Here is a 26,654-nt window from a genome sequence, read left to right on the forward strand (position 1 = left end):
GGGGGGGGCCCCCCCCCGGCCCCCCCCGGGGGGGGGGGGGGGGGCGCCCCCCCCCCCCGGGGGGGGGGGGGCCGGCCCGGGCCGCCGGGCCGGCCCCCCCCCCCCCCCCCCCCCCCCGGCCGTGGTCCGCACCGGTCACGCGGATTCGAGGCCTCCGGAGCAGGCGGCACCCGGCTCCGGAGTCTGCGGGCCCTGCACGTACTTGCTGAAGAACTCGCCGACGCGGGGGTCGGACGCGCTGTCGACGGTGATCTGGTGTCCCCAGGCGGAGAGCATGATCGGGTCGCGCTGTGCGTCGACCGGACTCATCAGGCTGTACGGGGTGCCGGTGACCTTCTCGCCCAGCTTCTTGACGTCGGCGTCGGCGGCCTTGCCGTTGTAGGTGACCCAGACCGCGCCGTGTTCGAGGGAGTGCACGGCGTTCTCGTCCGGTATCGCCTTGTCGTAGACCTTGGCGTCGCAGGTCATCCACGCCTGGTGGTGGTCGCCGCCGACCGGCGGTGTCATCGGGTAGGAGACGGCCGCCTCGACGTGGTCGCGGCCCAGCTTCTTCGCGTCCCAGGTCTTCTCGCCCCGCACCGGCTTCTTGGCGGCGGCGGCGTTCCGCTTCTCCTTCTCGTCGGCGCTGTTGAGCGCGTAGGCCCCGAAACCGATGAGCCCGGCCACCACGGCGGTGGCGACCGAGACGGTGAGGACGCGGTTGCGCCGCTCGCGGGCCTGCTCGGCGCGGCGCATCGCCTCGACGCGGGCCTTGCGTTCGGCGGCGGCCGCCTTCTGGTGCGGTTTGTGGGCCTTGGCCTTGGCCATGGGTGTTCCTTGTCCCCGCCGCGCGGGGGCGCGGCGGTGGTGGCGGAGTGATGGGGGATGCCGACGGCGGGGCAGGCCGATGGCGCGGGCCGCCCTGCCGGGTTCCGCCTAGGTCCGCTGCACCTGGAGCATGTGGAGGTCGGGCGAGCCGCGGTTCGACGGGTCCGCCGCCGCGGGGCCGGGTGCCGCAGGGGGCTGCGGAGAGGGCATCCGGTGCCGTACCGCGGACAGTGCGGGGGCCCCGGGGGCGGGCACGGCGCGTGTGCCGTGGGCCATGGGGGCGCAACAGCGGTCGGGAGGCGGGCAGTCGGCGGTCACGGGTGCCGTGCAGTCCTCGAAGGACAGCGCCTCGGCGACGGCGGTGACGTGCCCGGTGCCGTGGTGGCCGCCGTCGGGCGCGACAGGACCCAGACACAGGAACAGGGTGACGAGGAGCGAGCCGAGCGCAGCGGCCAGGGCCGCCCGGCACGGGGCGTGCCGGGCGGCTCCGGACCACTGCGTCTGTCTCATCGCAGCGCATCGTAGCGACCATGCCCCACGCCGACGACGGCCGCCCCGGCCGGACTTCGGCGGCGGATCCTGCCCCTGCCCCTGCCCCTGCCCCTGCTCCTGCTCCTGCTCCTGCTCCTGCTCCTGCTCCTGCTCCTGTCCCTGTCCCGCGCGACCTAGCGGGGCACGGTCGCCGTCACCAGCAGGGCCGTGCTGCGCAACCGCAGCGCGCCGTCGGCCTCGTGGGGGCGCAGGAGTTCCGTCAGCCGGATGCGGGCACGCTCCCGGGCCGCGGGGGAGACCTGTCCGGCCAGATGGCGCCCGGGCCCCGAGCCGAGGAGGAATGCGGCGGCGTCGGCGGCGTCCCGGCCCCACGTCCCGTACGCCTCCACGCGCCGCGTCCCGATGTCGGCGAACCCGGCGGCGGACAGCACGGCACGCGTCCCGTCGGCGTCCGCCAGCGAGAACATGCCGGGCCCGCCCGGCACGCCGAAGTCCCCGACGGGCAGGATGCCGCGCAGTGCGGCGAACGCCTGCAGCCATTCGTTGTCCCGCGGGTACGCGCCGCAGAGGAACGCCGCCCGCCCGCCGGGACGCAGTGCCCCGGCGATGGTGCCGAAGCCGGCCACCGGGTCCGCGAAGAACAGCACGCCGTAGCGGCTGATGGCGACGTCGAACGAGGCCGGGGGCAAGGGGTGGACCTGGGCGTCCCCTTGCTCGAAGGAGACGTTGGCGAGGCCCTCCTCGCGTGCGGTGCCGCGGGCGCGCGCCAGCATCGGGGCCGACAGGTCGAGGCCGAGGGCGTGGCCGTGGACCGCCCGGCGCGCGGCCAGCCGGGTCGTCTGACCCGCGCCGCAGCCCACGTCCAGGACGCGGTCGTGCGCGCCGATCGACGCGGCCGCCAGGAGCGGGGAGTTGAAGCCCCCGTTGACCGCGTCCCAGCGGTCCTGGTTGTCGGCCCAGTGCTCCCCCTCGTAACCGTTCCACGCCTGTGCCTGCTCGGTGTTGACGACGTTCTGCACTTGGTGCCCCCTGACGCATGGCGGATGGGACGCCCTCCACGGCTAGAATGGGCGCCCGCCCAAACAGTATGGGCGAGCGCCCATTCTGGCAACGGGTTCTGCGCCGGGCGGCACCGGATCCGGCGTCGGGGCGCCCTGTCGCGTACGAGGAGAAACCCATGTCACCGCGCGGAGTTGCGATCCCCGACCTTCGCGAGCGGCTTTTCGACGCCGCCGAGCGCATCGTGGCCCGCGAGGGCGCGGCGGCGCTCACGAGCCGGGCCGTCACCGGCGAGGCGGGGTGCGCGAAGGGCGTGCTGCACACGCACTTCGGCGGTGTGGACGCGTTCGTCGCCGAGCTCGTGCTCGACCGGTTCGCGCGCGGCGCGGCACAGGCGCAGGGGCTCCCCGACAGGGCGGGGCAGGACACGGTCGCCGCGAACGTGACCCGAGTCGCCCTCGGGCTCCTGGATTCTTTCGACCCACGGGTCGTCGGCCTGGCCATGAGCAGCGACGCCACCGCCCGGCAGATCCGTGCCGCCCTGGCGGACGGCGCACCGGGCTTCACCGCGATCCAGGACGCCCTCGCCGCCTACCTGGACGCCGAACGGCGGCTCGGCCGCCTGCCCGAGGGCACCGACACGGACACGACGGCGCTCGCCCTGGTCGGCACCGTCCACCACCTCCTGATGACCGGCGGCTGGCCGGGCGCGCCCGACCCCCGCGAACAGGCCGGGAAACTGGTGGCACTCCTCGTGCCGTAGGGCCGTAGGGTCGTAGAGCCGCGCACGGGCCGGGGGTGTTCACTCGTCGCAGCAGGCCGCCACGGACTTCGTCAGCCGGGGACCGGCGAACCGGGTGCCGCTGACGAACCGCATCGCGGGCCCGAAGGCCGCAACGGCGGACGGTCCGGTGAAGTGCAGGCCGGGCACGCTGGAGGAGAACCCCTTGTCCAGTACGGGGTAACCGCCCACCCGTATGAGGTCGGCGCGCAGTTCGGGGGAGAGGAAGTCCAGCGCCTCCAGGTGGACGCGGTAGCCGGTGGCGGCCAGGACGTGGTCGGACTCCACGGTCTGCGTCCGCCCGTCCGGTGTCGTGGTCCGCAGGCTGACCGCACCGCCGCGGGCCTCCGCCGCCGTGATGTGCCGTTCGGCGAGGACCGGCACGCTGCCCTCGAACCGGTCCTTCAGCCACCACGCCCCGCGCGGCCGCCCCGCGCCCTCGGCGATCCGGAGCCGGGCGGCGGCGGGCAGCCGCCGGAACGCGGCGGGATGCCGGGTGAGCCCGTACAGCGACCACGAGCGGCCCGCCGGCGTGTCCGGCCGCCAGTGCGGTCCGGACGACGGCGGCGCCTCGAACCGGACCCGCGCGCCGCGCGCGAGCACCTGGACGTCGGCGCCCGCCTCGTGCAGCAGGGCCGCACTCTCCAGCGCTGCCTGCCCGGCCCCGACGACGGTCACGCTGCGCCCGGCGAAGTCCCGCGGGTCGGTCTGCTGCGAACTGTGCGAGATCAGGCCGAGCGCCGAGGGGCCGCCGGCGGCCGCCGCCGCGAGGGGCGCCGGCAGATGGGCGAAGCCGCTGAGGCCGGTGGCCACGACGACGGCGCAGGACCGGATCACCTCGCCCGACGACAGCTTGACGCGGAAGCCGTCCGGGGCCCGGTCGACGGTGGCCACCCGCTCGTCCTCGACGCGCGGCACCAGCCGGTCGCGGAACCACGTGCCGTACCGCAGGAAGAGCCCGACGGGCACCTGGTCGTCGGCGCCCAGCCTGCGCTCCCCAACGTCGCGGCAGTAGTCGTGCAGCGTGAAGCCCTCGCGCGGGGTGGCGAGGACGGAGGCGGCGGGCGAGGTCCGCAGGAGCATCCCGGCGGGCATCCGCCGCGACCAGCTCGCCACGGGCGCGCCGAAGATCCGCACGGGCAGCCCGCGGGCCCTCAGATGGGCGGCTGCGGACAGGCCGTACGGGCCCGCGCCGATGACGACGACGGTCTTGGACATGGGGGTCCCTCCTGGCGCCGCGCCCCGCGGGGCCGTCCGGGGACGGCTCGGGGCGGCACCGGAATCTGCGGTGGGGCGTGCGGGGTCGGGGGTGCCGGATCCGCTCCCGTCCCCGTGCGTCGGCGCGCCGGGCGCGCGTCGGTACGGGTCAGACGGAGAGCGGCGGGCACGCCGGGGGACCCCGTCGTACGACCGCGTTCGCGAGGAGGAGGGGCAGCCGCCGCGCACGCGTGGGCCGACCGGGACCGCGGGGCGGCACCGGGCGCGGCGGTGCGGCGGCCGGCGGCTCGTGCACCGGGCGCAGCAGGCGGGCCAGGAAGGCGCACAGCAGACGCAGCACGCGCAGCAAGGAGCCGTACGCCGAACGCGGTTCACGCGGCGCACCGTGCGGGCCGCCGTGCGGCGCCCGCGCGGACCGGGCCAGCTCCGACGGCCGCGCGGCGGCCGGTCGCCGGCCGTGCGGACGCGGGCGGGGCGTCGGTCTCGACATCTCCATGACCCACCCATCATGGGGCGTCACCTCACGGCCTGTCACCCCGGCGCGGACCGGATCCGGTCGGGAACCGCCATCACCCGTGGTCGGAACCGGCACGGTCCGAAAGGGAGTTGTCGGGAAGCAGCCGGAGGCGGGCGCCGCGGGGATCGCCGCGCACCGGCTCAGCGCTTGAGCACCGCCTCCATGACCGCCTTCGCGATGGGCGCCCCCAGCCGGCCGCCCGCGATCTCCGAGCGGGAGATGTCCATGTCCTCGGGGTCGACCAGGACCGCGACGGCCACCGGCGAGGTGCCGTCGGCCTGCTTGGCGTACGACACGAACCAGGCGTAGGGGCGTTCGTCGCGGACGTCGGCGCCGTGCTGCGCGGTGCCGGGCTTGCCGCCGACCGTGACGCCCGGTATCCGCACCTTGTCCGCCGTGCCGTCGGTCACCGTGTGCTCCATCATCGCCTGCACCTTCTCGGCGGTGTCCGCGGAGACGGCCTGCGCCAGCTCCTCCGGCTCGGCCTTCTCGATCAACCCGAGATCGGGGCCGCGCAGTTCCTGCACCATGTACGGCTTCATCACCTTGCCGTCGTTGGCGAGCCCGGCGACGGTCATGGCCATCTGCAGCGGCGTGCTGGTCACGCTGCCCTGGCCCATGCCGGTCAGCGCGGTCTGCGGCTTGTCGAGTTCCTCGGGGTAGCTGCTCGCGGCGGACCGCACGGGCGTGAACTGCTCCGCGTTGAAGCCGAACTTCTCCGCCGTCTCGCGCATCTTGTCCTTGCCGGTCTTCAGCGCGGCGTCGAGGAAGACGTTGTTGCAGGACCACTGCATGGCCGTCTTCATCGACACCTTGTCGCACTGTGAGTTCGGCACGACGTTGCCGATCTCCGTGCTGCTGAGCGGCAGCCGGTAGGGGGCGCGGGCGCCGGACGGCGCGTCGATGTCGGTGACCGTGCCGTGCTCCAGGGCGGCGGCCGCGGTGAGGATCTTGAAGGTCGAGCCGGGCGGATACGTCTCGCGCGTCGCCCGGTTGTTCAGCGGCTTGTCCTTGCGGCGGTCGAGCTTCTGGAACGCCTCGCCGTCCTTGCGGGAGATGCCGGCGAAGACGGAGGGATCGTACGAGGGGGTGCTCGCCATCGCGAGGATCCGGCCGGAGCGGGGGTCGAGGGCGACGACCGCGCCCTTGGCGTCGAGATCGGTCAGCCCCTTATAGGCGGCCTTCTGCGCCCTGGGGTCGATGGTGGTGATGACGTCGCCGGGGCGGGGCTTCTCGCGGGTCAGCACGTCCAGCGGACTGCCGAGCAGTCTGCGGTCCTTGCCGCTGAGCACGTCGTTCTCGACGCCCTCCAGGAACGTCGCGCCCTGGCCCTGCGAGAAGTAGCCGGTGACGGGCGCGTACATCGGGCCGTCGGTGAAGACGCGCTTGTACCTGAGGTCCGACCCCGGCGTCGCCACGGAGGAGGTGACCGGATCGCCGCCGACGATGATGTCGCCGCGCGGGCGGGAGAACGTGTCGATCTGCACCCGCCGGTTCTTCTCGTGGTCGGCGAGGCTGTCGCCCCGGCTGAACTGTACCCAGGTGGCCCGCACCAGCAGGGACAGCACAAGGACCCCACAGAAGACGGCTATGTGCCGCATTGTCCTGTTCATGGCCCGAGAAGAGCAGCTCCGTGCGCCGCATGTCCAAGATGGATATGAGCAATGGATCGATCAATCTGCGATATCGTCCCTGTTCGTGGACCTGATACTGCACCTGCGGTGCTTCGTGGCTGTTGCAGAAGAGTCACACTTCGGCCGTGCCGCGGCCCGCCTCGGCACGGCCCAGCCGCCGCTGTCGCAGCGCATCCAGCGCCTGGAGCGCGAGCTGGGGGTACGGCTCTTCGAGCGCAACAGCCGCCAGGTGACGATCACCAAGGGCGGCACGCTCCTGCTGGCCGACGCGCGCGAGCTGCTGGCCCGCGCGGAGGCCCTGATGGCCACCAGCCGCCGCATCCGGGACGGCGACGCCGGACTGCTGCGCGCCGCGCTGCCGCCCGACATCGCGGGCGAGACGGTCGCCGAGATCCTGGCCGAGTTCCAGCGGCGGCACGCGGACGTCGAGCTGGAGCTGCACGAACTGTCCACGTCCGAACAGCTCGCCCGGTTCGCCGCGCACGACCTGGACGTCGGCCTCATCCACCACCCCTGTGACGTCACCGGGCTCGGCCTCGGCCCGGTGCTGCGCCGCGAACTCGGCGTCCTGCTGCCACGCGGGGCACCCGCCGCCGCCCTGGACGAGGTCCCGCTCACCGCCCTCGCCGACCACGACCTGATCCTCTTCCCGCGCGCCGACGCCCCGGCCCTGCACGACGACCTGCTCACCACCTGCGCCCGCAACGGCTACAGCCCCGCCGCCATCCGGCACGGCAAGGGCCCGAGCTTCATCCGCGGCCTGATGCGCTCCGCCAACTCCGTGGCCTTCCGGCCCCGCGAGCCCCGGTCCCTGGACGCCGCCGACGCCACCGACGCCCCCGACGGCCCGTATGCCCCCGACGGCCCGGAGATCGTCTGGCGGCCGCTGGCCGGGGCGCCGCTCGCCCTGCGCCACTCGGTGGCCTGGCCGCAGGGACACAGCGACGCCGCCGTCACCGCCTTCGCCGAGGCGACCACCCACGCCCTGTGGAAAACTGCCGCGGTGACCACCGACCTGCCCTCGCACCCCGTGCACCTGCGCCCGGCGGCGGAGTACTTCCTGTGAGCGGCGCGACCGGCCTCCTGCGCAAGGCCTTCGCCGAAGCCGGGGTGACCGGGCGGCTGCACGCCCTCGACATCGACTCGGGGGCGGACCTCGACGACGGCGCCGACCGGCCCGTCGTCACCGCGAGCGTGCACAAGCTCTGCCTGCTCGTCGCCCTGCACCGGCAGGCGGCGGACGGCGCGCTCGACCTCACCGAGCAGACCGAGTGCCCCGCGGCGGGACGCACCCCGGGCCCGACCGGCCTGGCCGCCATGCTCGACCCCGTCCGCATGTCCCTGCGCGACCTCGCCTTCCTGATGATGACCGTCAGCGACAACACCGCGGCCGACGTACTCCTGGCGCGGGTCGGCCTGGACGCCGTGAACGCCACCACCGCGGCGCTCGGCCTCGACCGCACCCACGCGCGGCACACCTTCGGCGAACTCCTCGCCACCGTGCGGCAGGACGCGGGCCCCGGCGGCGCCCGGGCCCTCGTGGACCCGCACGTCATCGGCCGCCTGCGCGCGCTGGACCCGGCCCGCACCAACCACAGCACACCGCGCGACATGACCCGCCTGCTCCGCGCCCTCTGGCGCGACGAGGCCTGCACCCCCGAGCACGGCGCGGCGATCCGCCGCCTCCTCGGCCTCCAGGTGTGGCCGCACCGGATGGCCTCCGGCTTCCCCTTCGACGACGTGCACGTCGCCGGCAAGACCGGCAGCCTGCCCACCCTGCGCAACGAAGTCGGCGTCATCGAATACCCCGACGGCGGCCGGTACGCCGTCGCCGTCTTCACCCGCGCCGCAAGCCCCGCCGCCCTGCTGCCCGCCGCCGACGCGGTCATCGGCACCGCCGCGCGGATCGCCGTCGACGCACTGCGCGCACAGCCCGCGCGGAACACGCGCGAGGGAATCGGCTGACCCGTCCCGCGGGCGCGGCGGCCGGACCACGCGACCCGTACGGGTCACCAGAACGCGCCGCCACCCGGCACCCCGGCCTTGAATGGACGGGTGACCGCGCCCCCGGACGACTGCCTCGCGCGCAACGAGTGGATCTGCGGGGAGTACCTGAGCACCCGCCGCCAGATCCTCCTCGACGCCGTCGTCCAGCACCTGCAGCTGACGGCGCTCTCCGTGCTGATCGCGCTCGTCATCGCGGTGCCGCTGGCCGTGCTCGCCCGCCGCTGGGGCTGGGCCGCCGGACCGGTCCTCGCGCTCACCACCGTCCTCTACACCATCCCGTCGCTCGCGATGTTCTCGCTGCTGCTCCCGGTGTACGGGCTCTCCGCCTCACTCGTCGTCGCGGGCCTGGTCCTCTACTCGCTCACCCTGCTCGTACGGAACATCCTCGCGGGACTGCGAGCCGTCCCCGAGGACACCCGGCAGGCCGCCCGCGGCATGGGCTACGGGCCCGTCCGCCTGCTGCTCACCGTGGAACTGCCCCTCGCCCTGCCCGCCGCCATGGCCGGGCTGCGCATCGCCACGGTCTCCGCCGTCTCCCTCGTCACCATCGGCGCGATCGTCGGCTTCGGCGGACTCGGCAACCTCATCTACACGGGCATGAACACCTACTTCAAGGCGCAGGTGCTCACCGCCTCCGTGCTGTGCGTCGTCATCGCCGTCGCCGCCGACGTGCTGCTGCTCGGCGTGCAGCGCGTCCTGACCCCCTGGACGAGGGCGGTGCGCTCATGAAGACCCTCGGCGACGCCTGGGCCTGGCTCACCGACTCCGCGCACTGGGCCGGCGACGACGGCATCTGGCACCGGCTCACCCAGCACCTCGTCCTCACCGTCGTCTGCCTGCTGCTCAGCTGCCTGATCGCCCTGCCGATCGCCCTCGTCCTCGGCCACCTCGGCAAGGGCGGCGCGCTCGCCGTGAACATCTCCAACGTCGGCCGCGCCGTGCCGACCTTCGCGGTCCTCGTCCTGCTCCTGCTCACCCCGCTCGGCTCCTGGGGCGAGGGCCCGACCGTCGTCGCCCTGGTGCTGTTCGCCGTGCCCCCGCTGCTCACCAACGCCTACGTCGGGATGCGCGGCGTCGACCGCAGCGTCGTCCAGGCCGCCCGCGGCATGGGCATGACGGGGCGGCAGATGCTCTGGCGGGTCGAACTGCCGCTCGCGCTGCCGCTGGTGCTCAGCGGGGTGCGCATCGCCGCCGTACAACTGGTCGCCACCGCCACCATCGCCGCACTCGCGGGCGGCGGCGGGCTCGGCCGGATCATCACCGCGGGCTTCAATCTGGCGAGCACCCCGCAGGTCGTGGCCGGCGCGGTCCTCGTGGCCGTGTTCGCGCTGCTCGTGGAGGGAGTCTTCGAGGTGGCCGAACGGTTCGCGCCGAGCTGGGCGCGCGGGCGGGGGAGCGCCGGATGAGGCGGCGTGCGGGAGCGGCCGCCGCGGTGCTCCTCGCGCTGCTCACCGGCTGCGCGACCGGGCCGTCGCTGGAGAACCGGGGCGAGGTCACCGCGCCCCCCGGCGACAGCAAGCACCTCGTCGTCGGCTCGGCGGGCTTCACCGAGTCCGACCTGCTCGCCCAGATGTACGCGCTGCTCCTGAACAAGGCGGGCTACCACACGCGCATCCTCTCGGTGGCCAACCGCGAGCTGTACGAACCCGCTCTGGAGTCCGGGCAGATCGACGTGGTCCCCGAGTACGCGGCGACGTTCGCGGACTGGCTCAACGCCAAGAAGAACGGCGCCGACGCACCCCCCGTCGGCTCACCCGACCTCGACGCGACCATGAAGGCCCTGCGCCGCCTCGCCGCCCCCCGGGGCCTCAGCGTCCTGGACCCCGGCAAGGCCGTCGACCAGAACGCCTTCGCCGTCGCCGCGTCGTACGCCAAGGAGCACCACCTCAAGACGCTCAGCGACCTCGGCAGGTCGGGCCTCGAGGTGCGGCTCGCCGCCGGCGACGAATGCGTGCAGCGCCCCTACTGCGCCCCCGGGCTGAAGAAGGTCTACGGCATCGACATCACCGGCGTCGACCCCAAGGGCGTCGGCACGACCCCGGCCAAGAAGGCGGTCCAGAGCGGCCAGGACCAGATGGTCCTCACGACGTCGACGGACGCGACCCTCGACGACTTCGGCCTGGTGCTCCTCAAGGACGACAAACACCTGCAGAACGCGGACTACCTCGTCCCCGTGGTCAACCGCTCCCGAGCAGGCAGCGAGGGCGTCGCCAAGGCCCTGGCCCGCCTGAACCCGGTCCTGACGACGCAGGACCTGGCCTCCATGAACGAACAGGTCGACAGCTGGCGCCGCCTCCCCCAGGACGTGGCCCGCACCTACCTGCAGTCGAAAAACCTCCTCTGACCCCCCAGGGACGCGAGGAACGGCGCGCCAAGCCACACACCACCCGCACCGATCCGCAGCGGGCCGCCCCCGTCAGGGCCGCGAGGAACGGCGCGCCAAGCCACACACCTCCCGCACGGATCCGCAGCGGGCCGCCCCCGTCAGGGGCGCGAGGAACGGCGCGCCAAGCCACTAACCACCCGCAGACAAAACCGCCACCCACCCGCCCCGGAGGGGCCGCGAGGAACGGCGCGACACCCCGCCGCACCCAGCGGAGCGCTCACGCATCGGCGACCGAATCGAACTCCACCTCGTCCCGCCCCACCCCTTGCGCGTCCGCGTCCACCGACCGCCGCAGCGCCTCGTGCAGCTTCGCCGGGGTCAGGACGCCGAGGAAACGCGCCCCGTCCAGCACCGCGACCCAGCCCGCGTCGTGCTGGAGCATCACGCCGAAGGCCTGCTTGAGCGGGGCGCCGATCGGCACCCAGGAGTTCATCCGGTGGGCGAGGTCGCCGACGGTGCCGCCCGCGCCGGCCAGCGCGACCTCGTCGAGGCCCACCCAGCCGTGCAGATCGCCGCCCGCGTCCAGGACGACCGCCCAGCGCGCCTCCTCCTCGCGCATCCGCGCCGCGGCCTGCGCGGCGGGCTCGTCGAGGCGGGCGATCGGCGGCTCCTCCAGGTCGTCCGTCTGGATCTCGGTGACCGAGAGCCGCTTGAGGCCACGGTCGGCGCCCACGAACTCGGCGACGTACGGCGTCCGGGGCGCCCCGAGTACCGCTCCCGGGGTGTCGAACTGCTCGATGCGCCCCTGCCCGTACACCGCGATCCGGTCGCCGAGCCGGACCGCCTCCTCGATGTCGTGCGTGACGAGCAGGACCGTCTTGCGCACGGCCGCCTGCATCCGCAGGAACTCGTCCTGCAACTGCTCGCGCACCACCGGGTCGACGGCGCCGAACGGCTCGTCCATCAGGAGGACGGGCGGGTCCGCGGCCAGCGCCCGCGCCACGCCGACCCGCTGGCGCTGACCGCCCGACAACTGCTCGGGGTAGCGCGCACCGTACGTCTTCGGATCCAGGCCCACCAGGTCGAGCAGCTCCGCCGCCCGCGCCCGCGCCTTCGTCTTCTTCCAGCCGATGAGCGCGGGGACGGTCGCGGTGTTGTCGAGGATCGTGCGGTGCGGGAAGAGGCCGACCTGCTGGATGACGTAGCCGATGCGGCGGCGCAGGCGGACCGGGTCGACGTCGGCGATGTTCTCGCCGTTCACGAAGATGCGGCCCGACGTCGGCTCGATGAGGCGGTTGACCATCATCATCGTCGTGGTCTTGCCGCAGCCGGAGGGGCCGACGAGCGTGACCAGTTCGCCCTCGGCGACCTCGAAGGAGAGGTCGTCCACGGCCGTCGTGCCGTCCGGATAGCGCTTGGTCACCTGCTCGAACCGGATCATGGCCTCACGCTAGCCGCGCCCGTCACTCACCGCTCACCAGCACCACCTCCAGAGTGCGCGGTCCGTGCACGCCCTCGACCCGGTCCAGCTCGATGTCGCTGGTCGCGGAGGGTCCCGAGATCCAGGTGAGCGGACGGGCCGGGTCCAGCCGTTCGAGCGCCAGGGGGACGGAGGGGACGACCTGGGCGGGGACGCGGACGACACAGATGTGGTGGTCGGGCACCAGGGTGATGCGGCGGCGGCCCTGGTCCGCGGAGCCGTCGAGGACGAGCGTGCCGGTCTCCGCGACGGCGACCGCGCAGCCCGTGACGACGCTGTCGACCGCGTCGAGCTCGTGCGGGGTGCTCGCGGCGCGGTCGTGCACGCGGGTGGCGTCCACCGCCTTCAGCCAGTTCGGCGGCAGGCCCGGCGGGACGAGGACGGACCGCGCGCCGCGCTCCGCGAGCAGGCGCGCCAGCAGGTCGGACAGCTCCCCGTCCGTGCACCGGTGGACGATCGCGCGGTAGTCGGCGAGGTTCTCCGCCAGCAGCTCGACGGTCTGCCCGGGGGTGCGGTCACCGTGCTCGCGCGCGTAGCCGCGGTGCACCGCCGCCTCGTAGGGCGGGTCGTCGTCCGGCACGTCGGCCAGCGCCCGCCGCACCCGGCCCAGGATCCGGTCCCTGCTGCTCACCTGTCGCTCCCCTCGCCCGTGCCGACCGTGCCGCCGCGTGTGCGCTGCCACCAGTCGCGGAACGGCTCCGCGGGGACCTTCGGCAGGTCCCGGGTCGCGCTCCAGGCCCGCCCCGGTCCCGGCAGCGTGCGCGGATGGAACCGCCGGGTGCGCGACGCGATGCGCTGGCCCGCGCGCAGCGCACCCGGACGGGCGAACGCCAGACTGGCGGCGCGCATCGCGGCCCGCTCCGCCGCGTGCCCCTTCGCCGGCTTCAGCGTCACCTTCACGCCCCGCCGGCTCACCGCGCCGCCCTGGACGACCCGCTCCCGCAGGTGCACCAGGACCTCGGGGATGTCGATGGCGACCGGGCACACCTCGTAGCAGGCGCCGCAGAGCGAGGAGGCGTAGGGGAGCGAGGCGTCGATGGCGCTGCCCGTGCCCCGCAGCTGGGGGCTGAGGATCGCGCCGATCGGTCCCGGATACACCGATCCGTACGCGTGCCCGCCGGCCCGCTCGTACACCGGGCAGACGTTGAGGCAGGCCGAGCAGCGGATGCAGCGCAGGGCCTGGCGGCCCACCTCGTCGGCGAGGGTGTCGGTGCGGCCGTTGTCGAGGAGGACCAGGTGGAAGGTGCTCGGACCGTCCCCGTCCGACGTGCCGGTCCACATCGACGTGTACGGGTTCATCCGCTCGGCCGTCGAGGAACGGGGGAGGGTCTGCAGGAAGACCTCCAGATCGCGCCAGGTCGGGACGACCTTCTCGATGCCGACCACCGAGATCAGCGTCTCCGGGAGGGTCAGGCACATCCGGCCGTTGCCCTCCGACTCGACGACGACGAGGGTGCCCGTCTCGGCGACCATGAAGTTCGCCCCGGAGACACCGACCTTGGCGCGCAGGAACTTCTCCCGCAGGTGCAGCCGTGCCGCCTCGGCCAGCTCGGCAGGCGTGTCGGTGAGACCGTCCGGGGCGGGGCGGCCCCAACCGGCCATCTCCTTGCGGAAGATGTCACGGATCTCGCCGCGGTTGCGGTGGATCGCCGGGACGAGGATGTGCGAGGGGCGGTCCCTGCCGAGCTGCACGATGAGCTCGGCGAGATCGGTCTCGTAGGCGTGGATGCCCGCCGCCTCCAGCGCCTCGTTGAGACCGATCTCCTGGGTGGCCATCGACTTGACCTTGACGACCTCGCTCTCGCCGGTGGCCCTGACCAGGTCCGTCACGATGCGGTTCGCCTCGTCGGCGTCGGCCGCCCAGTGCACGGTCCCGCCGGCCCGCACGACCGACTCCTCCACCTGCGTCAGATAGTGGTCCAGGTGGCGCAGCGTGTGGTCCTTGATGCGCCGGCCCGCCTCACGCAGTGCGTCCCAGTCCGACAGCTCGGCGACGGCGCGGGCCCGCTTATCGCGGATGGTGTGGGTCGCGTGCCGCAGATTGGCCCGCAGCGTCGTGTCGCCCACCGCCTCGCGCGCGGCGGCGGGGAAGGCGGGCATGCCGACGAATGTGCCGCCGCTCATGACAGGGGCTCCTCTTCCGTGCTCGCCAGGATCTCCGCGATGTGGACGGGACGCACGGCGGTGCGCAGCCGGGCCATCGTGCCGCCGATGTGCATCAGGCACGAGTTGTCCGCGGCGCACAGCACCTCCGCCTCGGTCGACTCGGCGTGCCGCACCTTGTCGGCGCCCATCGCCGCCGAGACATCGGAGTTCTTCACGGCGAAGGTGCCGCCGAATCCGCAGCACTCCTCGGCGCCGGGCAGCTCCACGAGCTCCAGTCCCTTGACCGCCCGCAGCAGTCGCGCGGGCCGCTCGCCGAGGCCCAGGCTCCGCAGACCGTGGCAGGTCGGGTGGTACGTCACCGTGTGCGGGTAGTACGCGCCGACGTCGGTGACGCCGAGGACGTCCACCAGGAACTCCGTCAGTTCGTACGTCTTGGGCACCACCGGCGCGAGCGTGCGCGCGAGGCCGTCGCCGCGGCCCTCGGCACGCGCGCGCTCGCCCATGCGCGGGTACAGCTCGCGCACCATCGCCCCGCACGACCCCGACGGCGTCACCACCGCGTCGTACGCGTCCGAACCGAAGACATCGGAGAAATGCCGGGCGAGCGGCTCGGCCTGATGGCGATAGCCGGTGTTGTAGTGCGCCTGCCCGCAGCACGTCTGCGCCATCGGGAAGTCGACGTCAACTCCCAGTCTGGTCAGCAGTTTCACCACTGATCGGCCTGTTTCCGGATAGAGCGTGTCGTTGACACAGGTCAGGAACAGAGCGACACGCATCGCGCATTCCTCCTCGTCGGTCATCGGATGGGTGCAGCGTACGCGGGCGTGGCGCGTCGCGGGAGGCGCCCCGCGCGTCAGCGCAGGAACGCCGCCGCCACTCCCGCGTCGACGGGTATGTGCAGCCCCGTCGTGTGCGCGAGGTCCCCGCCCGTCAGGGCGAACACCGCGTTCGCCACGTGCTCCGGCAGGACCTCGCGCTTGAGCAGGGTGCGCTGGGCGTAGAACTCGCCGAGCTTCTCCTCGGGCACCCCGTAGACCGCCGCGCGCCGCGCGCCCCAGCCGCCCGCGAAGATGCCCGAGCCGCGTACCACCCCGTCCGGGTTCACGCCGTTGACCCGGATGCCGTCCTCGCCCAGCTCGGCCGCCAGCAGCCGCACCTGATGGGCCTGGTCCGCCTTGGCCGCGGAGTAGGCGATGTTGTTCGGTCCCGCGAACACCGCGTTCTTGGAGGCGATGTAGACGATGTCGCCGCCGAGGCCCTGGGTCCGCAGGAGCCGGGCGGCCTCCCGGGAGACCAGGAAGGAGCCGCGCGCCATCACGGCGTGCTGCACGTCCCAGTCGCGGGCGGTGGTCTCCAGGAGCGGCTTGGACAGGGAGATCCCGGCGTTGTTCACGACCAGGTCCACCCCGCCGAAGGCGAGGGCCGCCGCCTCGAACGCCGCGGAGATCTGCGCCTCGCTCGTCACGTCCATGGTCACGGCCACCGCCCGGTCGGGCCCGCCCAGTTCGCCGGCCACGTCCGTCGCGCGCCGCGCGTCCACGTCCGCGACGACCACGCACGCGCCCTCGGCGGCGAGGCGGTGCGCGATGGCCCGGCCGATACCGCTGCCCGCACCCGTCACGAGCGCCACCCGGGTGGCGAGGGGCTTCGGCGCGGGCATCCGGCGCAGCTTGGCCTCCTCCAACTCCCAGTACTCGATACGGAACTTCTCGGACTCCTCGATCGGGGCGTACGTGGAGACGGCCTCGGCACCCCGCATCACATTGATCGCGTTGACGTAGAACTCGCCGGCCACGCGCGCGGTCTGCTTGTCCTTGCCGAAGCTGAACATGCCCACGCCGGGCACCAGGACGATCGCCGGGTCGGCGCCGCGCATCGCGGGCGAGCCCGGCTCCGCGTGCCGTGCGTAGTACGCGGCGTACTCCGTGCGGTACGCGGCGTGCAGTTCGCGCAGGCGGGCGACCGCCTCGTACACGGGCGCGGTCGGTGGCAGGTCCAGGACCAGGGGCCTGACCTTCGTGCGCAGGAAGTGGTCCGGGCAGGAAGTGCCGAGCGCGGCCAGGCGGGTGTGCTCGGCGCGGGCGAGGAAGTCGAGGACCGGGGCCGCGTCGGTGAAGTGGCCCACCTGCGGGCGGTCCTGGGAGGCGAGACCGCGGATCACCGGGGCCAGCGCGGCCGCTCGCGCGTGCCGCTCGGCGGCCGGCAGCGGGCCGAACCCGGGCAGCTCCGCGCCGAACGGCTCCGGCCTGCCGCGCTCGGCGAGGAACCGCTCCGCGGCACGGATCATGTGGAGGGAATTGCGGGCGCACTCCTCGGACGTGTCGCCCCACGCGGTGATGCCGTGCCCGCCCAGGACGCAGCCGATCGCCTCCGGGCGCGCCGCCCGCACGGCCGCGATGTCCAGGCCCAGCTGGAAGCCGGGGCGCCGCCACGGCACCCACGCCACCGTGTCGCCGAAGCACTCGGCGGTCAGCTTCTCGCCGTCGGCCGCGCAGGCGAGGGCGATACCGGAGTCGGGGTGCAGATGGTCGACATGGGCCGCGTCGACCAGGCCGTGCATCGCGGTGTCGATGGACGGCGCGGCGCCCCCCTTGCCGTGCAGGCAGTAGTCGAAGGCGGCCACCATGTCGTCCTCCCGCGCCACGCCCCCGTACACCTCCCGCAGCGCGCGCAGCCGGTCCAGGCGGAGCACCGCGAGGCCCGACTCGCGGAGCGTGCCGAGGTCGCCGCCGGATCCCTTGACCCACATGAGGTCGACGGGCGCGCCGGTGACCGGGTCGGGGGCGCTGCCCTTCGCCGATGCGTTGCCCCCCGCGTAGTTCGTGTTGCGCGGGTCCGCGCCCAAGGTGTGGGCGCGGTCGAGGAGCTCCGCCACACGCTCGTGCCTGTCGTGTGCCATGTCGCTCATGCCCCCCATCCGGCCTGCTCGCCGCCGACCCGTTCCTTCACGATCCGCTCCTGCCAGCCTGACCTGTCGTAGGCCCCCAGCGGATCAGGGGCGAGCCCCAAGTCCTCCCTGACATCCGCCAGTAGGGGACGCACGTCCGTGCTGAAGGCGTCCATCAGCACGCCGTTGGCCGCGAGCACGTCACCCGTGCGCTGGGCGTCGGCCAGGGCGTCGGCGTCCACGAGCAGCGCCTTCGCCGTGGCCTCCTGGACGTTCATCACCGAGCGGATGATCGCGGGGATCTTCGCCTCGATGTTGTGGCACTGGTCGAGCATGAAGGCCACGCCCGCCGCGGGGTCGAGGCCGCCGCCGCGCACCACCTCGTACATGATCCGGAACAGCTGGAAGGGGTCGGCGGCGCCGACCATCAGGTCGTCGTCCGCGTAGAAGCGGGAGTTGAAGTCGAAACCGCCGAGCCTGTCCTCGCGCAGCAGCGTCGCCACGATGAACTCGATGTTGGTGCCCGGGGCGTGGTGCCCGGTGTCGACGACGACCCGGGCCTTCGGGCCCAGCTTGAGGCAGTGCGCGTACGCGGTGCCCCAGTCGGGGACGTCCGTGGCGTAGAAGGCGGGCTCGAACAGCTTGTACTCCAGGAGCATCCGCTGGTCGTCGCCGAGCCGGTCGTGGACCGCGCGCAGCGCGTCGGCCAGCCGTTCCTGGCGGGTGCGCAGGTCGTCCTGGCCCGGGTAGTTGGTGCCGTCGGAGAACCAGAGCTTGAGGTCACGGGACCCGGTCGCGTCCATGATGTCGACGCACTCCAGGAGGTGGGCCAGGGCCTTGCGCCGGATCGCCGGGTCGGGGTTGGTGACCGAGCCGAGCCGGTAGTCGTCGTCCTGGAAGACGTTCGCGTTGATCGCGCCGAGGCGCAGACCGCGCTCGGCGGCGTACGCGCCGAGCGCGGCGTAGTCGTCGACCCGGTCCCACGGGATGTGCAGGGCGACGGTCGGCGCGACGCCCGTGTGGGCGTGCACGCGGGCGGCGTCGTCGAGCTTCTCGCGCGTCGTACGGGGGACACCTGGCTGCGCGAAGACCTTGAAGCGCGTGCCGGAGTTGCCGTACGCCCAGGACGGTGTCTCAAGGGCCTGGGTGGTGAGTGCCGCTTTCACGGCGTCCTTGCTGGTTCCGGCGGTCATCGCGCAGCCCTTCAAAAGGTGGTGGGACGTGGGTCAGTGGGAGAAGCGGTGGGTGCCCGACGCGGCGGAGTAGACGGCGCAGCCGTCGTCCATCCGCAGGAACCGGGCCGAGCCGTGGCTCACCCGGGACGCCTTGTCGGCGGGGATCCACACCTCGGCGGTGGTGTGGGCGGGCAGCGTCAGGGTGAGCCGGAAGCCGTCCGGACCCGCCTTCCAGTCGGTCGTGATGGGTCCGCGCACCGAGTCGAAGCGGGCCTGCGCCTCGGTCACCCCGCCGCCGGGCCGCGGCCGCACGAGCACCTTGCGGAAGCCGGGCTCGGCCGGGGCGATGCCGCCGATGTGCGCGTACATCCACGCGCCGACCGAGCCGTAGGCGTAGTGGTTGAAGGAGTTCATGCCCGCGTCCTGGAAGCTGCCGTCCGGTTTGATGGAGTCCCAGCGCTCCCACATCGTGGTGGCGCCGCGGTCGATCTGGTAGCCCCAGCTGGGGAAGGACCGCTGGACGAGCAGGCGGTAGGCGACGTCGGTGTGGCCCGTCGCGGTGAGCACGGGCAGCAGCCGGGGCGTGCCGAGGAAGCCCGTGGACAGGTGCCACTGCTTGGACTTGATGAGCTCGACGAGGCGGTCGGCGGCGGGGCCGCGGTCGGCGTCGGCGAGCAGGTCCATGGACAGCGCCAGGACGTAGGCGGTCTGCGTGTCGCCCTTCACGCGCCCGCCGCCGGTGACGTAGGCGGCGCGGAAGGCGTCCCGGACACCGCGGAACAGCGCGGTGTGGGGCGCCGGGTCCTTGCCCAGCACCTCGGCCGTCTTGGCGACCAGGGCGGCGCTGTGCGCGAAGTAGGCCGTGCCGATGACGTCCTTGGGGGTCTCGTCCTGGATGTTCAGCCAGTCCCCGTAGCCCTCGGCGGGGCGCAGGTAGCCGTTGCTGTGCTTCTCCAGGTAGTCGAGCCACTTGAGCATCGATTCCCAGGCACGCTCCAGGACGCGGGTGTCGCCGTAGGCCTCGTACAGCGCCCAGGGGACCGTCACCCCCGCGTCGCCCCAGCCCGCGACCCCCTTGCCGACGGGGCCCACGAACGGCGCGACGTCGGTGAAGGCGCCGTCGTCCGCCTGGCCGTCGCGCAGGTCGTCCAGCCACTTGGCGAGGAAGCGGGCGGACTCCATGGTGTAGGCGGCGGTCGGCGCGAAGACGTTGATGTCGCCGGTCCAGCCGAGCCGTTCGTCGCGCGCGGGCGTGTCGGTGGGCACGGACACGAAGTTGCCGCGCTGGCCCCAGGTGATGTTGCTGTGCAGCTGATCGAGCATCGGGACGTTCGTCCGGAAGTCCATCGTGAACGGCGCCGCGGTGTGGACGACCCGGCCGACGACCGCGTCCAGCGGCGGCTTGCCGGGGTACCCGGTGACCTCGACGTAGCGGAACCCGTGGAAGGTGAAGCGCGGTTCGTACGTCTCCTTGCCGCCGCCCTTGAGGGTGTACGTGTCGGTGGCGCGGGCGGTGCGCAGGTTGGTGGTGTAGATCGTCCCGTCGGGGTTGAGGACCTCGGCGTGCCGGAGCCGGACCGTCGTGCCCGCCGTGCCGGAGACGGTGAGCCGGGCGACGCCGACCATGTTCTGGCCGAGGTCGTAGACGAACACGCCGGGCTTCGGCTCGGTCACCTTGCGGGCGGAGATCTGCCGCTCCACGCGCGTGGGGGCGTCGACTTCGGCGACCAGGGCCGCGGTCACCTTGTCGACGGCCTCCGCGGCGGCCCACCGGGAGTCGTCGTATCCGGCGCGCGTCCAGCCCGCGGTCTCCCGGCGCGCGTCGTACTCCTCGCCCGACATGAGGTCCGCGCCGGTCACCGGGCCGAGGGCGGCCCGCCACGGGGTGCCGGACAGCACGCGCTCCGTCGAGCCGTCGGTGTACGTGACCTCCAACTGGGCGAGCAGGGCGGGCCGGTCGCCGTACTGGTGGGGGCCGAACCAGCCGATGTTCCCCGCGTACCAGCCGGCCGCGAGCGTCACGCCGAGCGCGTTGGCCCCGGCGGAGACCAGCTCCGTCACGTCGTAGGTCTGGTACTGGACGCGCTTGCGGTAGTCCGTCCAGCCCGGTGCCAGGCGGTCCTCGCCCACGCGCGTGCCGTTGAGGTGCGCTTCGTAGAGGCCGAGCGCGGTCGCGTACAGCCGGGCCCGCGCCACCTTGCGGCGGCCCAGGCGGAACTCGTGACGGAGCTGGGCGGCGGGGGCGTAGGCGGCCACGACCTTGCCCCAGGGGCCCGCGCCCCAGGCGGCGAGGACCTTCGCGGCGGACCAGGAGCCGTCGTCGTGAGCGGGGGACCACCAGTCGCCCGAGGGCTCCTTGTCGACGGTCTTCCACGTGGCGTCGGTGACGACGGTGCGCACGCCGTCGGCGGTGGTCAGCTCCAGGAGGCCGAGGAGGCCCGCGGGCCCGGCCACGGCGTTGGTCGCGGCGACGGCGAGGACCGCGGCGCCGGGGCGCAGGTGCTCGGTCACGTCGACGACCACCGGACGGCGCCAGTTGTCGGCGGTGTTGTCGGCCTCGGTGTGCGCCACGCGCGTGCCGTTCACGTACGCGGTGAAGCCGTCGTCGGCGGTCACGACGAGCCGCGCCCGCGTCACGCCCCCCGGCACGTCGAGGTGGCCGCGGAACCAGCGGGTGGCGGCCGGCGCGCTGCTCGCCGGGTCGCCCTCCGGGAACCAGATCCAGGAGGCGCGGTCCAGGGACGGGGCGCCGATGAGGGAGGCGGGGGCGCCGATCCAGCGGGCCGTCCAGTCGGACGCCTTGGTGAGGCCGGTCTCCCACCAGGAGGCCTCGCTCCAGGCGGAGGGCCGCCCGGCCGCGTCCCAGACGCGGACCGTCCAGAAGTAGCGGGTGCGCGCCTTGAGTTCGGGCCCGTCGTACGGCACGAGGACCGAGTCGGGGGACGTCACCTTGCCGCTGTCCCACACGTCGGGCCGGTCGAGCAGGGCCGCGCCGGTGGCGACCCGGATCTGGTACGCGCTCTGCGCCTGGTCCGGCGCGTCGGACGCCAGCGGCCAACTCAGGCGCGGGCGGGGGGTGTCGAGGCCGAGCGGTTCCCGGGCGTACTCGACGGTGGGGCGGGTGACGCGGAGGGAGGCGCGGGCGCTGCCGGGGGCGGCGGGGGCGGTGGCCTGTGCCGGGGCCGTGCCCGCGACAGGTGCACCGAGGGCGATCGTGGTGGTGGTGCCGAGCAGTCGTCTTCTGCTGATCACAGGGAAGCTCCGTCACGACGCGGGGATGAATCGTTTCACGGACCGCGAAGTTAGGGAGCGGGTTTCCGGGTGTCAAGGGTTCTTGCTGTAAACCCCGGAAAATCAACGGATTAACAGGATTCTCAAGTCCACCCCATTGACGGTGCAGTTGACGTCGGTCTAGCTTCCCTGCCACTTGGTTGAAACCTTTCATGTCCTGCCCCGCCCGTGATCCCTCACCCCCGATCGGTGTTCCCCATGAGAGAGCCCCCCGTCCTGGCCGCGCACGGCCTGAGCAAGTCCTTCGGCGCCGTACGCGCCCTCAAGGACGTCTCCCTGCAGCTCCACGCCGGAGAGGCGCATGCCCTGGCAGGCGAGAACGGCGCCGGGAAGTCCACCCTCATCAAGACCCTGGCCGGGGTGCACAGGCCGGACTCCGGGGGCCTCTCGCTCGACGGCCGGCCGGTCGTCTTCCACGGCCCCGCCGCCGCCCGCGACGCCGGAGTCGCCGTCATCTACCAGGAGCCGACGCTCTTCCCCGACCTGTCCGTCGCCGAGAACATCTTCATGGGGCGCCGCCCGCGCCGCTCCCTGGGCCGCGTCGACCACAAGGCGGTGACCGGCGCCGCCCGCGCGCTCTTCGCGCGCCTGGCGGTCGACCTGGACCCCGGGCAGCCCGCGCGCGGCCTGTCCATCGCCGACCAGCAGATCGTCGAGATCGCCAAGGCGCTCTCCGCCGACGCGCGCGTGCTCATCATGGACGAGCCGACCGCCGCGCTCACCGGCAGCGAGGTGACGCGCCTCTTCCACGTCGTCCGCACCCTGCGCGAACAGGGCGCCGCGGTGCTGTTCATCTCGCACCGCCTGGAGGAGATCTTCGCGCTCTGCCAGCGCGTCACGACCCTGCGCGACGGCGCGCTGATCGCGAGCGAGCCGCTCGCCGGCCTCACCGAGGACGACCTGGTGCGCCGGATGGTCGGCCGCGACCTCGACGAGCTCTACCCGAAGCAGCACACGCAGGTCGGCGACGTCGCGCTCAGCGTGCGGCGGCTGACCCGCGAAGGCGTCTTCGCCGACGTGTCGTTCGACGTGCGCTGCGGGGAGATCGTCGGCCTCGCGGGACTCGTCGGGGCGGGCCGCAGCGAGGTCGCCCGGGCCGTGTTCGGCGTCGACCGGTGGGACGCCGGGACCGTCGAGGTCCAGGGCAGGGCGCTGACCAACGGCGCCCCCAGCACCGCCATGGCGGCCGGGCTCGCTCTCGTCCCCGAGGACCGGCGCGCCCAGGGCCTGGTGATGAACATGTCGATCGAGCGGAACATCGGCCTGACCGGACTGCGCACCACCGTCCGCGCCGGCCTGATGGACCGGGGCGCCGAACGCAGCCGCGCCCTGGACTGGGCGGTGCGCCTCCAGGTGAAGTACGCGCGGATCGCCGACGCCGTCGGCACGCTCTCCGGCGGCAACCAGCAGAAGGTCGTCCTCGCCAAGTGGCTGGCCACCGGCCCCCGGGTGCTGATCGTCGACGAGCCGACCCGTGGCATCGACGTCGGCACCAAGGCCGAGGTGCACCGGCTGCTGTCCGCCCTCGCCGCGGACGGCGTCGCGGTCCTGATGATCTCCTCCGACCTGCCCGAGATCCTCGGCATGGCCGACCGGGTCCTCGTCATGCACGAAGGGCGCCTCACGGCGGAGATCCCGCGGGCCGCGGCCACCGAGGAGTCCGTGCTGGCGGCGGCCACCGGGAGGGCGGCATGAGCGTCACCACCCGACAGCCTGCGCCCGCCGTCGACCCGGGGAAGGCGGGCGCCGCCCGCCTCGTCGACCGCGTGTTCAAGATGCGCGAACTCGCCATCCTGCTCGTCTTCCTGGTGATGATCGCCCTCACCCAGGCTGGCAACAGCGAGTTCCTCTCCGAGCAGGGCATCAAGGACCTGCTCCTGAACGCGACCATCCTCGTCCTCGTCGCCACCGGCCAGGCCCTGGTCGTCATCACCCGCAACGTCGACCTGTCCGTCGGCTCCACGCTCGGCATCAGCGCCTTCGCCGCAGGGAACCACCTCCAGGGCGGCGGCGGCTCCGGCACCGCGATCCTCCTCGCCGTCGCCCTCGGCGTCGGCTGCGGACTCCTCAACGGCGCCCTGGTCAGCCTCGGCCAGGTGCCCGCGCTCGTGGTGACCCTCGGTACGCTGTACGTCATCCGCGGCCTCGACTCGATCTGGGTCGGCTCGCGCCAGATCACCGCGTCCGACCTGCCCGGCGGCTTCGTCGACTTCGGCTCCGGCGGCCTCTGGGCCGTGCCCTGGCTCGCGCTCATCGCCCTGCTCGTCCTCGTCACCGTCGCGTACTACCTGCGGCACTACGGAGGCGGCCGCGAGCTGTACGCACTCGGCTCCAACCCGGAGGCGGCCCGCCTGGCCGGCATCCCGGTCCGCCGCCGCATCCTCCTCGCGTACACCGTCTGCGGCGCCCTCGCCGGACTCGCCGGAGCCCTCTACCTGGCCCGCTTCGGCAATGTCGACTCCGCGACCGGCAACGGCTACGAACTCACCGTCGTCAGCGCCGTCGTGGTCGGCGGCGTCGCCTTCACCGGCGGCGCCGGCAGCGTCTACGGAGCGGCGCTCGGCGCCCTCCTGCTGACCTCCATCAACAGCGTGCTGCCCGCCCTCGGCGTCAGCTCCGTGTGGGTGCTCGCCATCAACGGCGTGCTGCTCGTCCTCGCCATCGCCGTCGACCGGGTCGTCGCCCTGCGCGTCGCCCGCGCCCTGAAGAAGCGGGCCGCATCGAACCGAAGGAGTGGCAGCCTTGACTGACTCCCCGCTCACGCGTGCCGTCCGCTGGGACACCGTCGTCGGTGCCCTCCTCGTGGTCCTCCTGCTGCTCTCCTTCGGCTTCGTCGACGGCTTCGGGAACGCCCTCAACCTGTCCTTCCTCATCGGCAACACGCTGCCCATCGCCCTGATCGCGCTGCCCATGACCCTGCTCGTGGTCTCCGGGGAGATCGACCTCTCCGTGGCGTCCACGGCGGGGCTGTCCGGCGCCGTGATGGGCGCCCTGTGGAACGCGGGCATGGCCATCGAGACGATCATCCCGCTCTGCCTGCTCCTCGGTGTGGTCTGCGGACTCGTCAACGGCCTCCTGGTGACCCGTCTCGGGCTGCCGTCCCTCGCCGTCACCATCGGCACGATGGCCGCCTACCGGGGCATCGCCCAGATCGTCCTCGGGTCGGACGCCGTCACCGACTTCCCCACGCAGTACCTCGACTTCGCCGCGGGCCGCATCGGCGACACCTTCGTGCCGTACGCCTTCCTGCCCTTCCTGGTGCTGCTCGCCGTCGCCGTCGTGGCCCTGCACGCCACGCCGTTCGGGCGCTCGCTGTTCGCGATCGGCGCCAATGAGGAGGCCGCCCGCTTCGCCGGGGTGCGCGTGCGGCGGCACAGGCTGTGGCTGTTCGTCGCCACCGGCCTGATGGCCTCCCTCACCGGTATCTTCTGGGCCCTGCACTACGCCAGCGCCCGCTACGACAACGCCACCGGGCTCGAACTCTCCGTCGTCGCGGCCGTGCTGCTCGGCGGCATCGACTTCGACGGCGGCAAGGGCACCCTCGGCGGCGCGGTCGCCGGTGTCTTCCTGCTCGGCGCGCTGCAGAACGCGATGAGCCTGCTCAACGTCTCCGCGCAGTCCCAGATCGTCGTCACCGGCGTGCTCCTCGTGGTGTCCGTCCTCGGGCCGCGCGTGGCACGCCGGCTCGTCACCGCGCGCGCCGGACGCCGCCCCGCGCCGACCGCCCCCTGACCCCGCGCTCCACCACCCCTGCCGAAAGGGACCCACGATGTCCGCTCCCGCGCTCCGCACCCCGGCCGCACGCCGCCTGTGCGCCGTCCTCGCCGCCGCCTCGCTCGCCCTGGCCGCCACGGCCTGCGGCGGCACCACCAAGGACTCCACCAAGAACTCCGCCGAGGACGGCGGCGCCGCCGCGTCCGACGCCAAGGCCGACCCGAACGCCGCCACCAAGAAGGACCTCACCGTCGCCTTTCTGCCCAAGCAGGTCAACAACCCGTACTTCACCGTCGCCGACAAGGGCGGCGAGAAGGCGGTCGAGGAGCTCGGATCGACCTTCAAGGAGACGGGCCCCAACAGCGCCACCGACACCAGCGGGCAGGTCAGCTACGTCAACACGCTCACCCAGCAGCAGGTCGACGCGATGGCCGTCTCCGCGCAGGACCCCGGCGCCCTGTGCACCGCCCTCAAGCAGGCCATGAAGAACGGCGTCAAGGTCGTCACCTACGACTCGGACACCAAGCCCGGCTGCCGGCACGTCTTCGTCTCCCAGGCGAGCGCCGAGGCGCTGGGCCGCAGCCAGGTGCGGCTCCTGGGCGAACAGCTCGGCTACAAGGGCGAGATCGCGATCCTCTCCGCCGCGCAGACCGCGACGAACCAGAACACCTGGATCGGCTTCATGAAGGACGAGCTGAAGAAGCCCGAGTACAAGGACATGAAGCTCGTGAAGACCGCTTACGGCAACGACGACGCGCAGCAGTCGTTCCAGCAGACCCAGGGACTGCTCCAGGAGCACCCCGGGCTCGCCGGGATCGTCTCGCCGACCACCGTCGGCATCAAGGCGGCCGCCCAGTACCTGTCGGGGTCCAAGTACAAGGGCAAGGTCATGCTGACCGGCCTCGGCACCCCCAACGACATGCGCAAGTACGTCAAGAACGGCACGGTCGAGGGCTTCGAGCTGTGGGACCCCGCCAAGCTCGGCGCGCTCGCCGCGCACACCGCCGTCGCGCTGTCCTCCGGGCAGATCACCGGCCGGCAGGGCGAGACCTTCAAGGCCGGCGCGCTCGGCACCTTCACCATCGGCGACGACGGCGTGGTCGACCTCGGCGAGCCCACGGTGTTCGACAAGAAGAACATCGACCGCCACCGGTTCTGAGCCCCCGGCCCCCGGGCCTCAGTACGCTGGTCCGACGGCCGGGAACGGCCGCACAGCAGGA

At 73.2% G+C, this 26,654-nt stretch carries 22 protein-coding genes; 10 read left to right on the forward strand and 12 right to left on the reverse strand.

Annotated elements, in window-relative coordinates:
- Positions 1 to 135: 135 nt before the first annotated feature.
- The 3 genes from ACFYXE_RS20655 to ACFYXE_RS20665 all read right to left on the reverse strand — a co-directional run bounded on the left by ACFYXE_RS20655 (position 136) and on the right by ACFYXE_RS20665 (position 2,318).
- Entirely contained in the window at positions 136 to 807 is a 672-nt protein-coding gene (locus ACFYXE_RS20655) for a DUF3105 domain-containing protein (protein WP_389314310.1), read from the reverse strand.
- 108 nt (positions 808 to 915) lie between these two features.
- Complete coding sequence (locus ACFYXE_RS20660; RefSeq protein WP_389314312.1) at positions 916 to 1,317, reverse strand: hypothetical protein; 402 nt, start codon at positions 1,315 to 1,317, stop codon at positions 916 to 918.
- Between the two features lie 155 nt (positions 1,318 to 1,472).
- Positions 1,473 to 2,318 (reverse strand): class I SAM-dependent methyltransferase, encoded by an 846-nt coding sequence (locus ACFYXE_RS20665; RefSeq protein WP_389314314.1) that lies wholly within the window; start codon positions 2,316 to 2,318, stop codon positions 1,473 to 1,475.
- A 158-nt stretch (positions 2,319 to 2,476) separates the two neighbouring features.
- Here ACFYXE_RS20665 and ACFYXE_RS20670 point away from each other — a divergent pair, with 158 nt between their 5' ends.
- On the forward strand, positions 2,477 to 3,061 hold the full coding sequence (locus ACFYXE_RS20670) for a TetR/AcrR family transcriptional regulator (protein WP_389314317.1): 585 nt from the start codon (positions 2,477 to 2,479) through the stop codon (positions 3,059 to 3,061).
- 39 nt (positions 3,062 to 3,100) lie between these two features.
- Here ACFYXE_RS20670 and ACFYXE_RS20675 read toward each other — a convergent pair whose 3' ends face one another.
- Together ACFYXE_RS20675 and ACFYXE_RS20680 are read right to left on the reverse strand one after the other, a co-directional pair.
- The gene (locus ACFYXE_RS20675) at positions 3,101 to 4,297 is read right to left on the reverse strand and encodes an NAD(P)-binding domain-containing protein (protein WP_389314319.1); all 1,197 of its coding nucleotides are present in this window, start codon (positions 4,295 to 4,297) and stop codon (positions 3,101 to 3,103) included.
- A gap of 657 nt (positions 4,298 to 4,954) precedes the next feature.
- Complete coding sequence (locus tag ACFYXE_RS20680; protein WP_389314321.1) at positions 4,955 to 6,427, reverse strand: peptidoglycan D,D-transpeptidase FtsI family protein; 1,473 nt, start codon at positions 6,425 to 6,427, stop codon at positions 4,955 to 4,957.
- Positions 6,428 to 6,512: 85 nt separating this feature from the next.
- Here ACFYXE_RS20680 and ACFYXE_RS20685 point away from each other — a divergent pair, with 85 nt between their 5' ends.
- From ACFYXE_RS20685 to ACFYXE_RS20705, 5 genes are all read left to right on the forward strand, one after another.
- The gene (locus ACFYXE_RS20685; RefSeq protein ID WP_389314323.1) at positions 6,513 to 7,514 is read left to right on the forward strand and encodes a LysR substrate-binding domain-containing protein; all 1,002 of its coding nucleotides are present in this window, start codon (positions 6,513 to 6,515) and stop codon (positions 7,512 to 7,514) included.
- Positions 7,511 to 8,413: a serine hydrolase gene (locus ACFYXE_RS20690; RefSeq protein ID WP_389314324.1), complete on the forward strand. Its 903-nt coding sequence runs from the start codon at positions 7,511 to 7,513 to the stop codon at positions 8,411 to 8,413. Before ACFYXE_RS20685 ends, ACFYXE_RS20690 begins: the two co-directional genes overlap by 4 nt.
- 90 nt (positions 8,414 to 8,503) lie before the next feature.
- Positions 8,504 to 9,184, forward strand: coding sequence for an ABC transporter permease (locus tag ACFYXE_RS20695; RefSeq protein WP_389314326.1), 681 nt, complete (start codon positions 8,504 to 8,506; stop codon positions 9,182 to 9,184).
- Entirely contained in the window at positions 9,181 to 9,861 is a 681-nt protein-coding gene (locus ACFYXE_RS20700) for an ABC transporter permease subunit (RefSeq protein ID WP_361177256.1), read from the forward strand. Before ACFYXE_RS20695 ends, ACFYXE_RS20700 begins: the two co-directional genes overlap by 4 nt.
- Positions 9,858 to 10,799 carry an ABC transporter substrate-binding protein gene (locus ACFYXE_RS20705; protein WP_389314328.1) on the forward strand — a complete coding sequence of 314 codons (942 nt, stop codon included), beginning with the start codon at positions 9,858 to 9,860 and terminating at the stop codon, positions 10,797 to 10,799. Before ACFYXE_RS20700 ends, ACFYXE_RS20705 begins: the two co-directional genes overlap by 4 nt.
- Positions 10,800 to 11,058: 259 nt before the next feature.
- On the opposite strand, the gene ACFYXE_RS20710 is transcribed toward ACFYXE_RS20705, so the two are convergent.
- The 7 genes from ACFYXE_RS20710 to ACFYXE_RS20740 all read right to left on the reverse strand — a co-directional run bounded on the left by ACFYXE_RS20710 (position 11,059) and on the right by ACFYXE_RS20740 (position 21,681).
- Positions 11,059 to 12,222, reverse strand: coding sequence for a betaine/proline/choline family ABC transporter ATP-binding protein (locus ACFYXE_RS20710; protein ID WP_389314330.1), 1,164 nt, complete (start codon positions 12,220 to 12,222; stop codon positions 11,059 to 11,061).
- A gap of 22 nt (positions 12,223 to 12,244) precedes the next feature.
- The gene (locus tag ACFYXE_RS20715) at positions 12,245 to 12,892 is read right to left on the reverse strand and encodes an LUD domain-containing protein (protein WP_361177250.1); all 648 of its coding nucleotides are present in this window, start codon (positions 12,890 to 12,892) and stop codon (positions 12,245 to 12,247) included.
- Positions 12,889 to 14,385: a lactate utilization protein B gene (locus ACFYXE_RS20720; RefSeq protein WP_389314333.1), complete on the reverse strand. Its 1,497-nt coding sequence runs from the start codon at positions 14,383 to 14,385 to the stop codon at positions 12,889 to 12,891. Before ACFYXE_RS20720 ends, ACFYXE_RS20715 begins: the two co-directional genes overlap by 4 nt.
- A complete protein-coding gene (locus tag ACFYXE_RS20725) occupies positions 14,382 to 15,143 on the reverse strand; it encodes a (Fe-S)-binding protein (RefSeq protein WP_389314335.1) in 762 nt (253 codons plus the stop codon). The genes ACFYXE_RS20720 and ACFYXE_RS20725 overlap by 4 nt, the downstream gene beginning before the upstream one ends.
- Positions 15,144 to 15,220: 77 nt before the next feature.
- Complete coding sequence (locus ACFYXE_RS20730) at positions 15,221 to 17,284, reverse strand: bifunctional aldolase/short-chain dehydrogenase (protein WP_389314337.1); 2,064 nt, start codon at positions 17,282 to 17,284, stop codon at positions 15,221 to 15,223.
- Positions 17,272 to 18,447 carry an L-rhamnose isomerase gene (gene rhaI / locus ACFYXE_RS20735; protein ID WP_389314339.1) on the reverse strand — a complete coding sequence of 392 codons (1,176 nt, stop codon included), beginning with the start codon at positions 18,445 to 18,447 and terminating at the stop codon, positions 17,272 to 17,274. Before rhaI ends, ACFYXE_RS20730 begins: the two co-directional genes overlap by 13 nt.
- Positions 18,448 to 18,480: 33 nt before the next feature.
- On the reverse strand, positions 18,481 to 21,681 hold the full coding sequence (locus ACFYXE_RS20740; RefSeq protein WP_389314341.1) for an alpha-L-rhamnosidase: 3,201 nt from the start codon (positions 21,679 to 21,681) through the stop codon (positions 18,481 to 18,483).
- A gap of 237 nt (positions 21,682 to 21,918) precedes the next feature.
- On the opposite strand from ACFYXE_RS20740, the gene ACFYXE_RS20745 reads away from it, so the two are divergent.
- Genes ACFYXE_RS20745 through rhaS form a run of 4 tightly spaced genes read left to right on the forward strand, consistent with a single transcriptional unit; the run spans position 21,919 to position 26,593 of the window.
- Positions 21,919 to 23,415, forward strand: a complete 1,497-nt coding sequence (locus ACFYXE_RS20745; protein ID WP_389314343.1) for a sugar ABC transporter ATP-binding protein — start codon at positions 21,919 to 21,921, stop codon at positions 23,413 to 23,415.
- Positions 23,412 to 24,470 (forward strand): ABC transporter permease, encoded by a 1,059-nt coding sequence (locus ACFYXE_RS20750; RefSeq protein ID WP_389314345.1) that lies wholly within the window; start codon positions 23,412 to 23,414, stop codon positions 24,468 to 24,470. The genes ACFYXE_RS20745 and ACFYXE_RS20750 overlap by 4 nt, the downstream gene beginning before the upstream one ends.
- Positions 24,463 to 25,452 (forward strand): ABC transporter permease, encoded by a 990-nt coding sequence (locus tag ACFYXE_RS20755; protein ID WP_361177233.1) that lies wholly within the window; start codon positions 24,463 to 24,465, stop codon positions 25,450 to 25,452. Before ACFYXE_RS20750 ends, ACFYXE_RS20755 begins: the two co-directional genes overlap by 8 nt.
- A gap of 37 nt (positions 25,453 to 25,489) precedes the next feature.
- Positions 25,490 to 26,593 (forward strand): rhamnose ABC transporter substrate-binding protein, encoded by a 1,104-nt coding sequence (gene rhaS / locus ACFYXE_RS20760; protein ID WP_389314347.1) that lies wholly within the window; start codon positions 25,490 to 25,492, stop codon positions 26,591 to 26,593.
- The last annotated feature ends 61 nt before the right edge of the window (positions 26,594 to 26,654 follow it).

This window comes from Streptomyces sp. NPDC002564 (assembly GCF_042889645.1).
Classification (GTDB): domain Bacteria; phylum Actinomycetota; class Actinomycetes; order Streptomycetales; family Streptomycetaceae; genus Streptomyces.

Bases quoted from the DNA above. Each gene is read 5' to 3' on its own strand.
- ACFYXE_RS20680 (WP_389314321.1), bottom strand. From the start codon at position 6,427: ATGAACAGGACAATGCGGCACATAGCCGTCTTCTGTGGGGTCCTTGTG.
- ACFYXE_RS20745 (WP_389314343.1), top strand. From the start codon at position 21,919: ATGAGAGAGCCCCCCGTCCTGGCCGCGCACGGCCTGAGCAAGTCCTTC.
- rhaS (WP_389314347.1), top strand. From the start codon at position 25,490: ATGTCCGCTCCCGCGCTCCGCACCCCGGCCGCACGCCGCCTGTGCGCC.
- ACFYXE_RS20655 (WP_389314310.1), bottom strand. From the start codon at position 807: ATGGCCAAGGCCAAGGCCCACAAACCGCACCAGAAGGCGGCCGCCGCC.
- ACFYXE_RS20700 (WP_361177256.1), top strand. From the start codon at position 9,181: ATGAAGACCCTCGGCGACGCCTGGGCCTGGCTCACCGACTCCGCGCAC.
- ACFYXE_RS20670 (WP_389314317.1), top strand. From the start codon at position 2,477: ATGTCACCGCGCGGAGTTGCGATCCCCGACCTTCGCGAGCGGCTTTTC.
- rhaI (WP_389314339.1), bottom strand. From the start codon at position 18,447: ATGACCGCCGGAACCAGCAAGGACGCCGTGAAAGCGGCACTCACCACC.
- ACFYXE_RS20750 (WP_389314345.1), top strand. From the start codon at position 23,412: ATGAGCGTCACCACCCGACAGCCTGCGCCCGCCGTCGACCCGGGGAAG.
- ACFYXE_RS20705 (WP_389314328.1), top strand. From the start codon at position 9,858: ATGAGGCGGCGTGCGGGAGCGGCCGCCGCGGTGCTCCTCGCGCTGCTC.
- ACFYXE_RS20720 (WP_389314333.1), bottom strand. From the start codon at position 14,385: ATGAGCGGCGGCACATTCGTCGGCATGCCCGCCTTCCCCGCCGCCGCG.
- ACFYXE_RS20660 (WP_389314312.1), bottom strand. From the start codon at position 1,317: ATGAGACAGACGCAGTGGTCCGGAGCCGCCCGGCACGCCCCGTGCCGG.
- ACFYXE_RS20675 (WP_389314319.1), bottom strand. From the start codon at position 4,297: ATGTCCAAGACCGTCGTCGTCATCGGCGCGGGCCCGTACGGCCTGTCC.
- ACFYXE_RS20725 (WP_389314335.1), bottom strand. From the start codon at position 15,143: ATGCGTGTCGCTCTGTTCCTGACCTGTGTCAACGACACGCTCTATCCG.
- ACFYXE_RS20730 (WP_389314337.1), bottom strand. From the start codon at position 17,284: ATGGGGGGCATGAGCGACATGGCACACGACAGGCACGAGCGTGTGGCG.
- ACFYXE_RS20710 (WP_389314330.1), bottom strand. From the start codon at position 12,222: ATGATCCGGTTCGAGCAGGTGACCAAGCGCTATCCGGACGGCACGACG.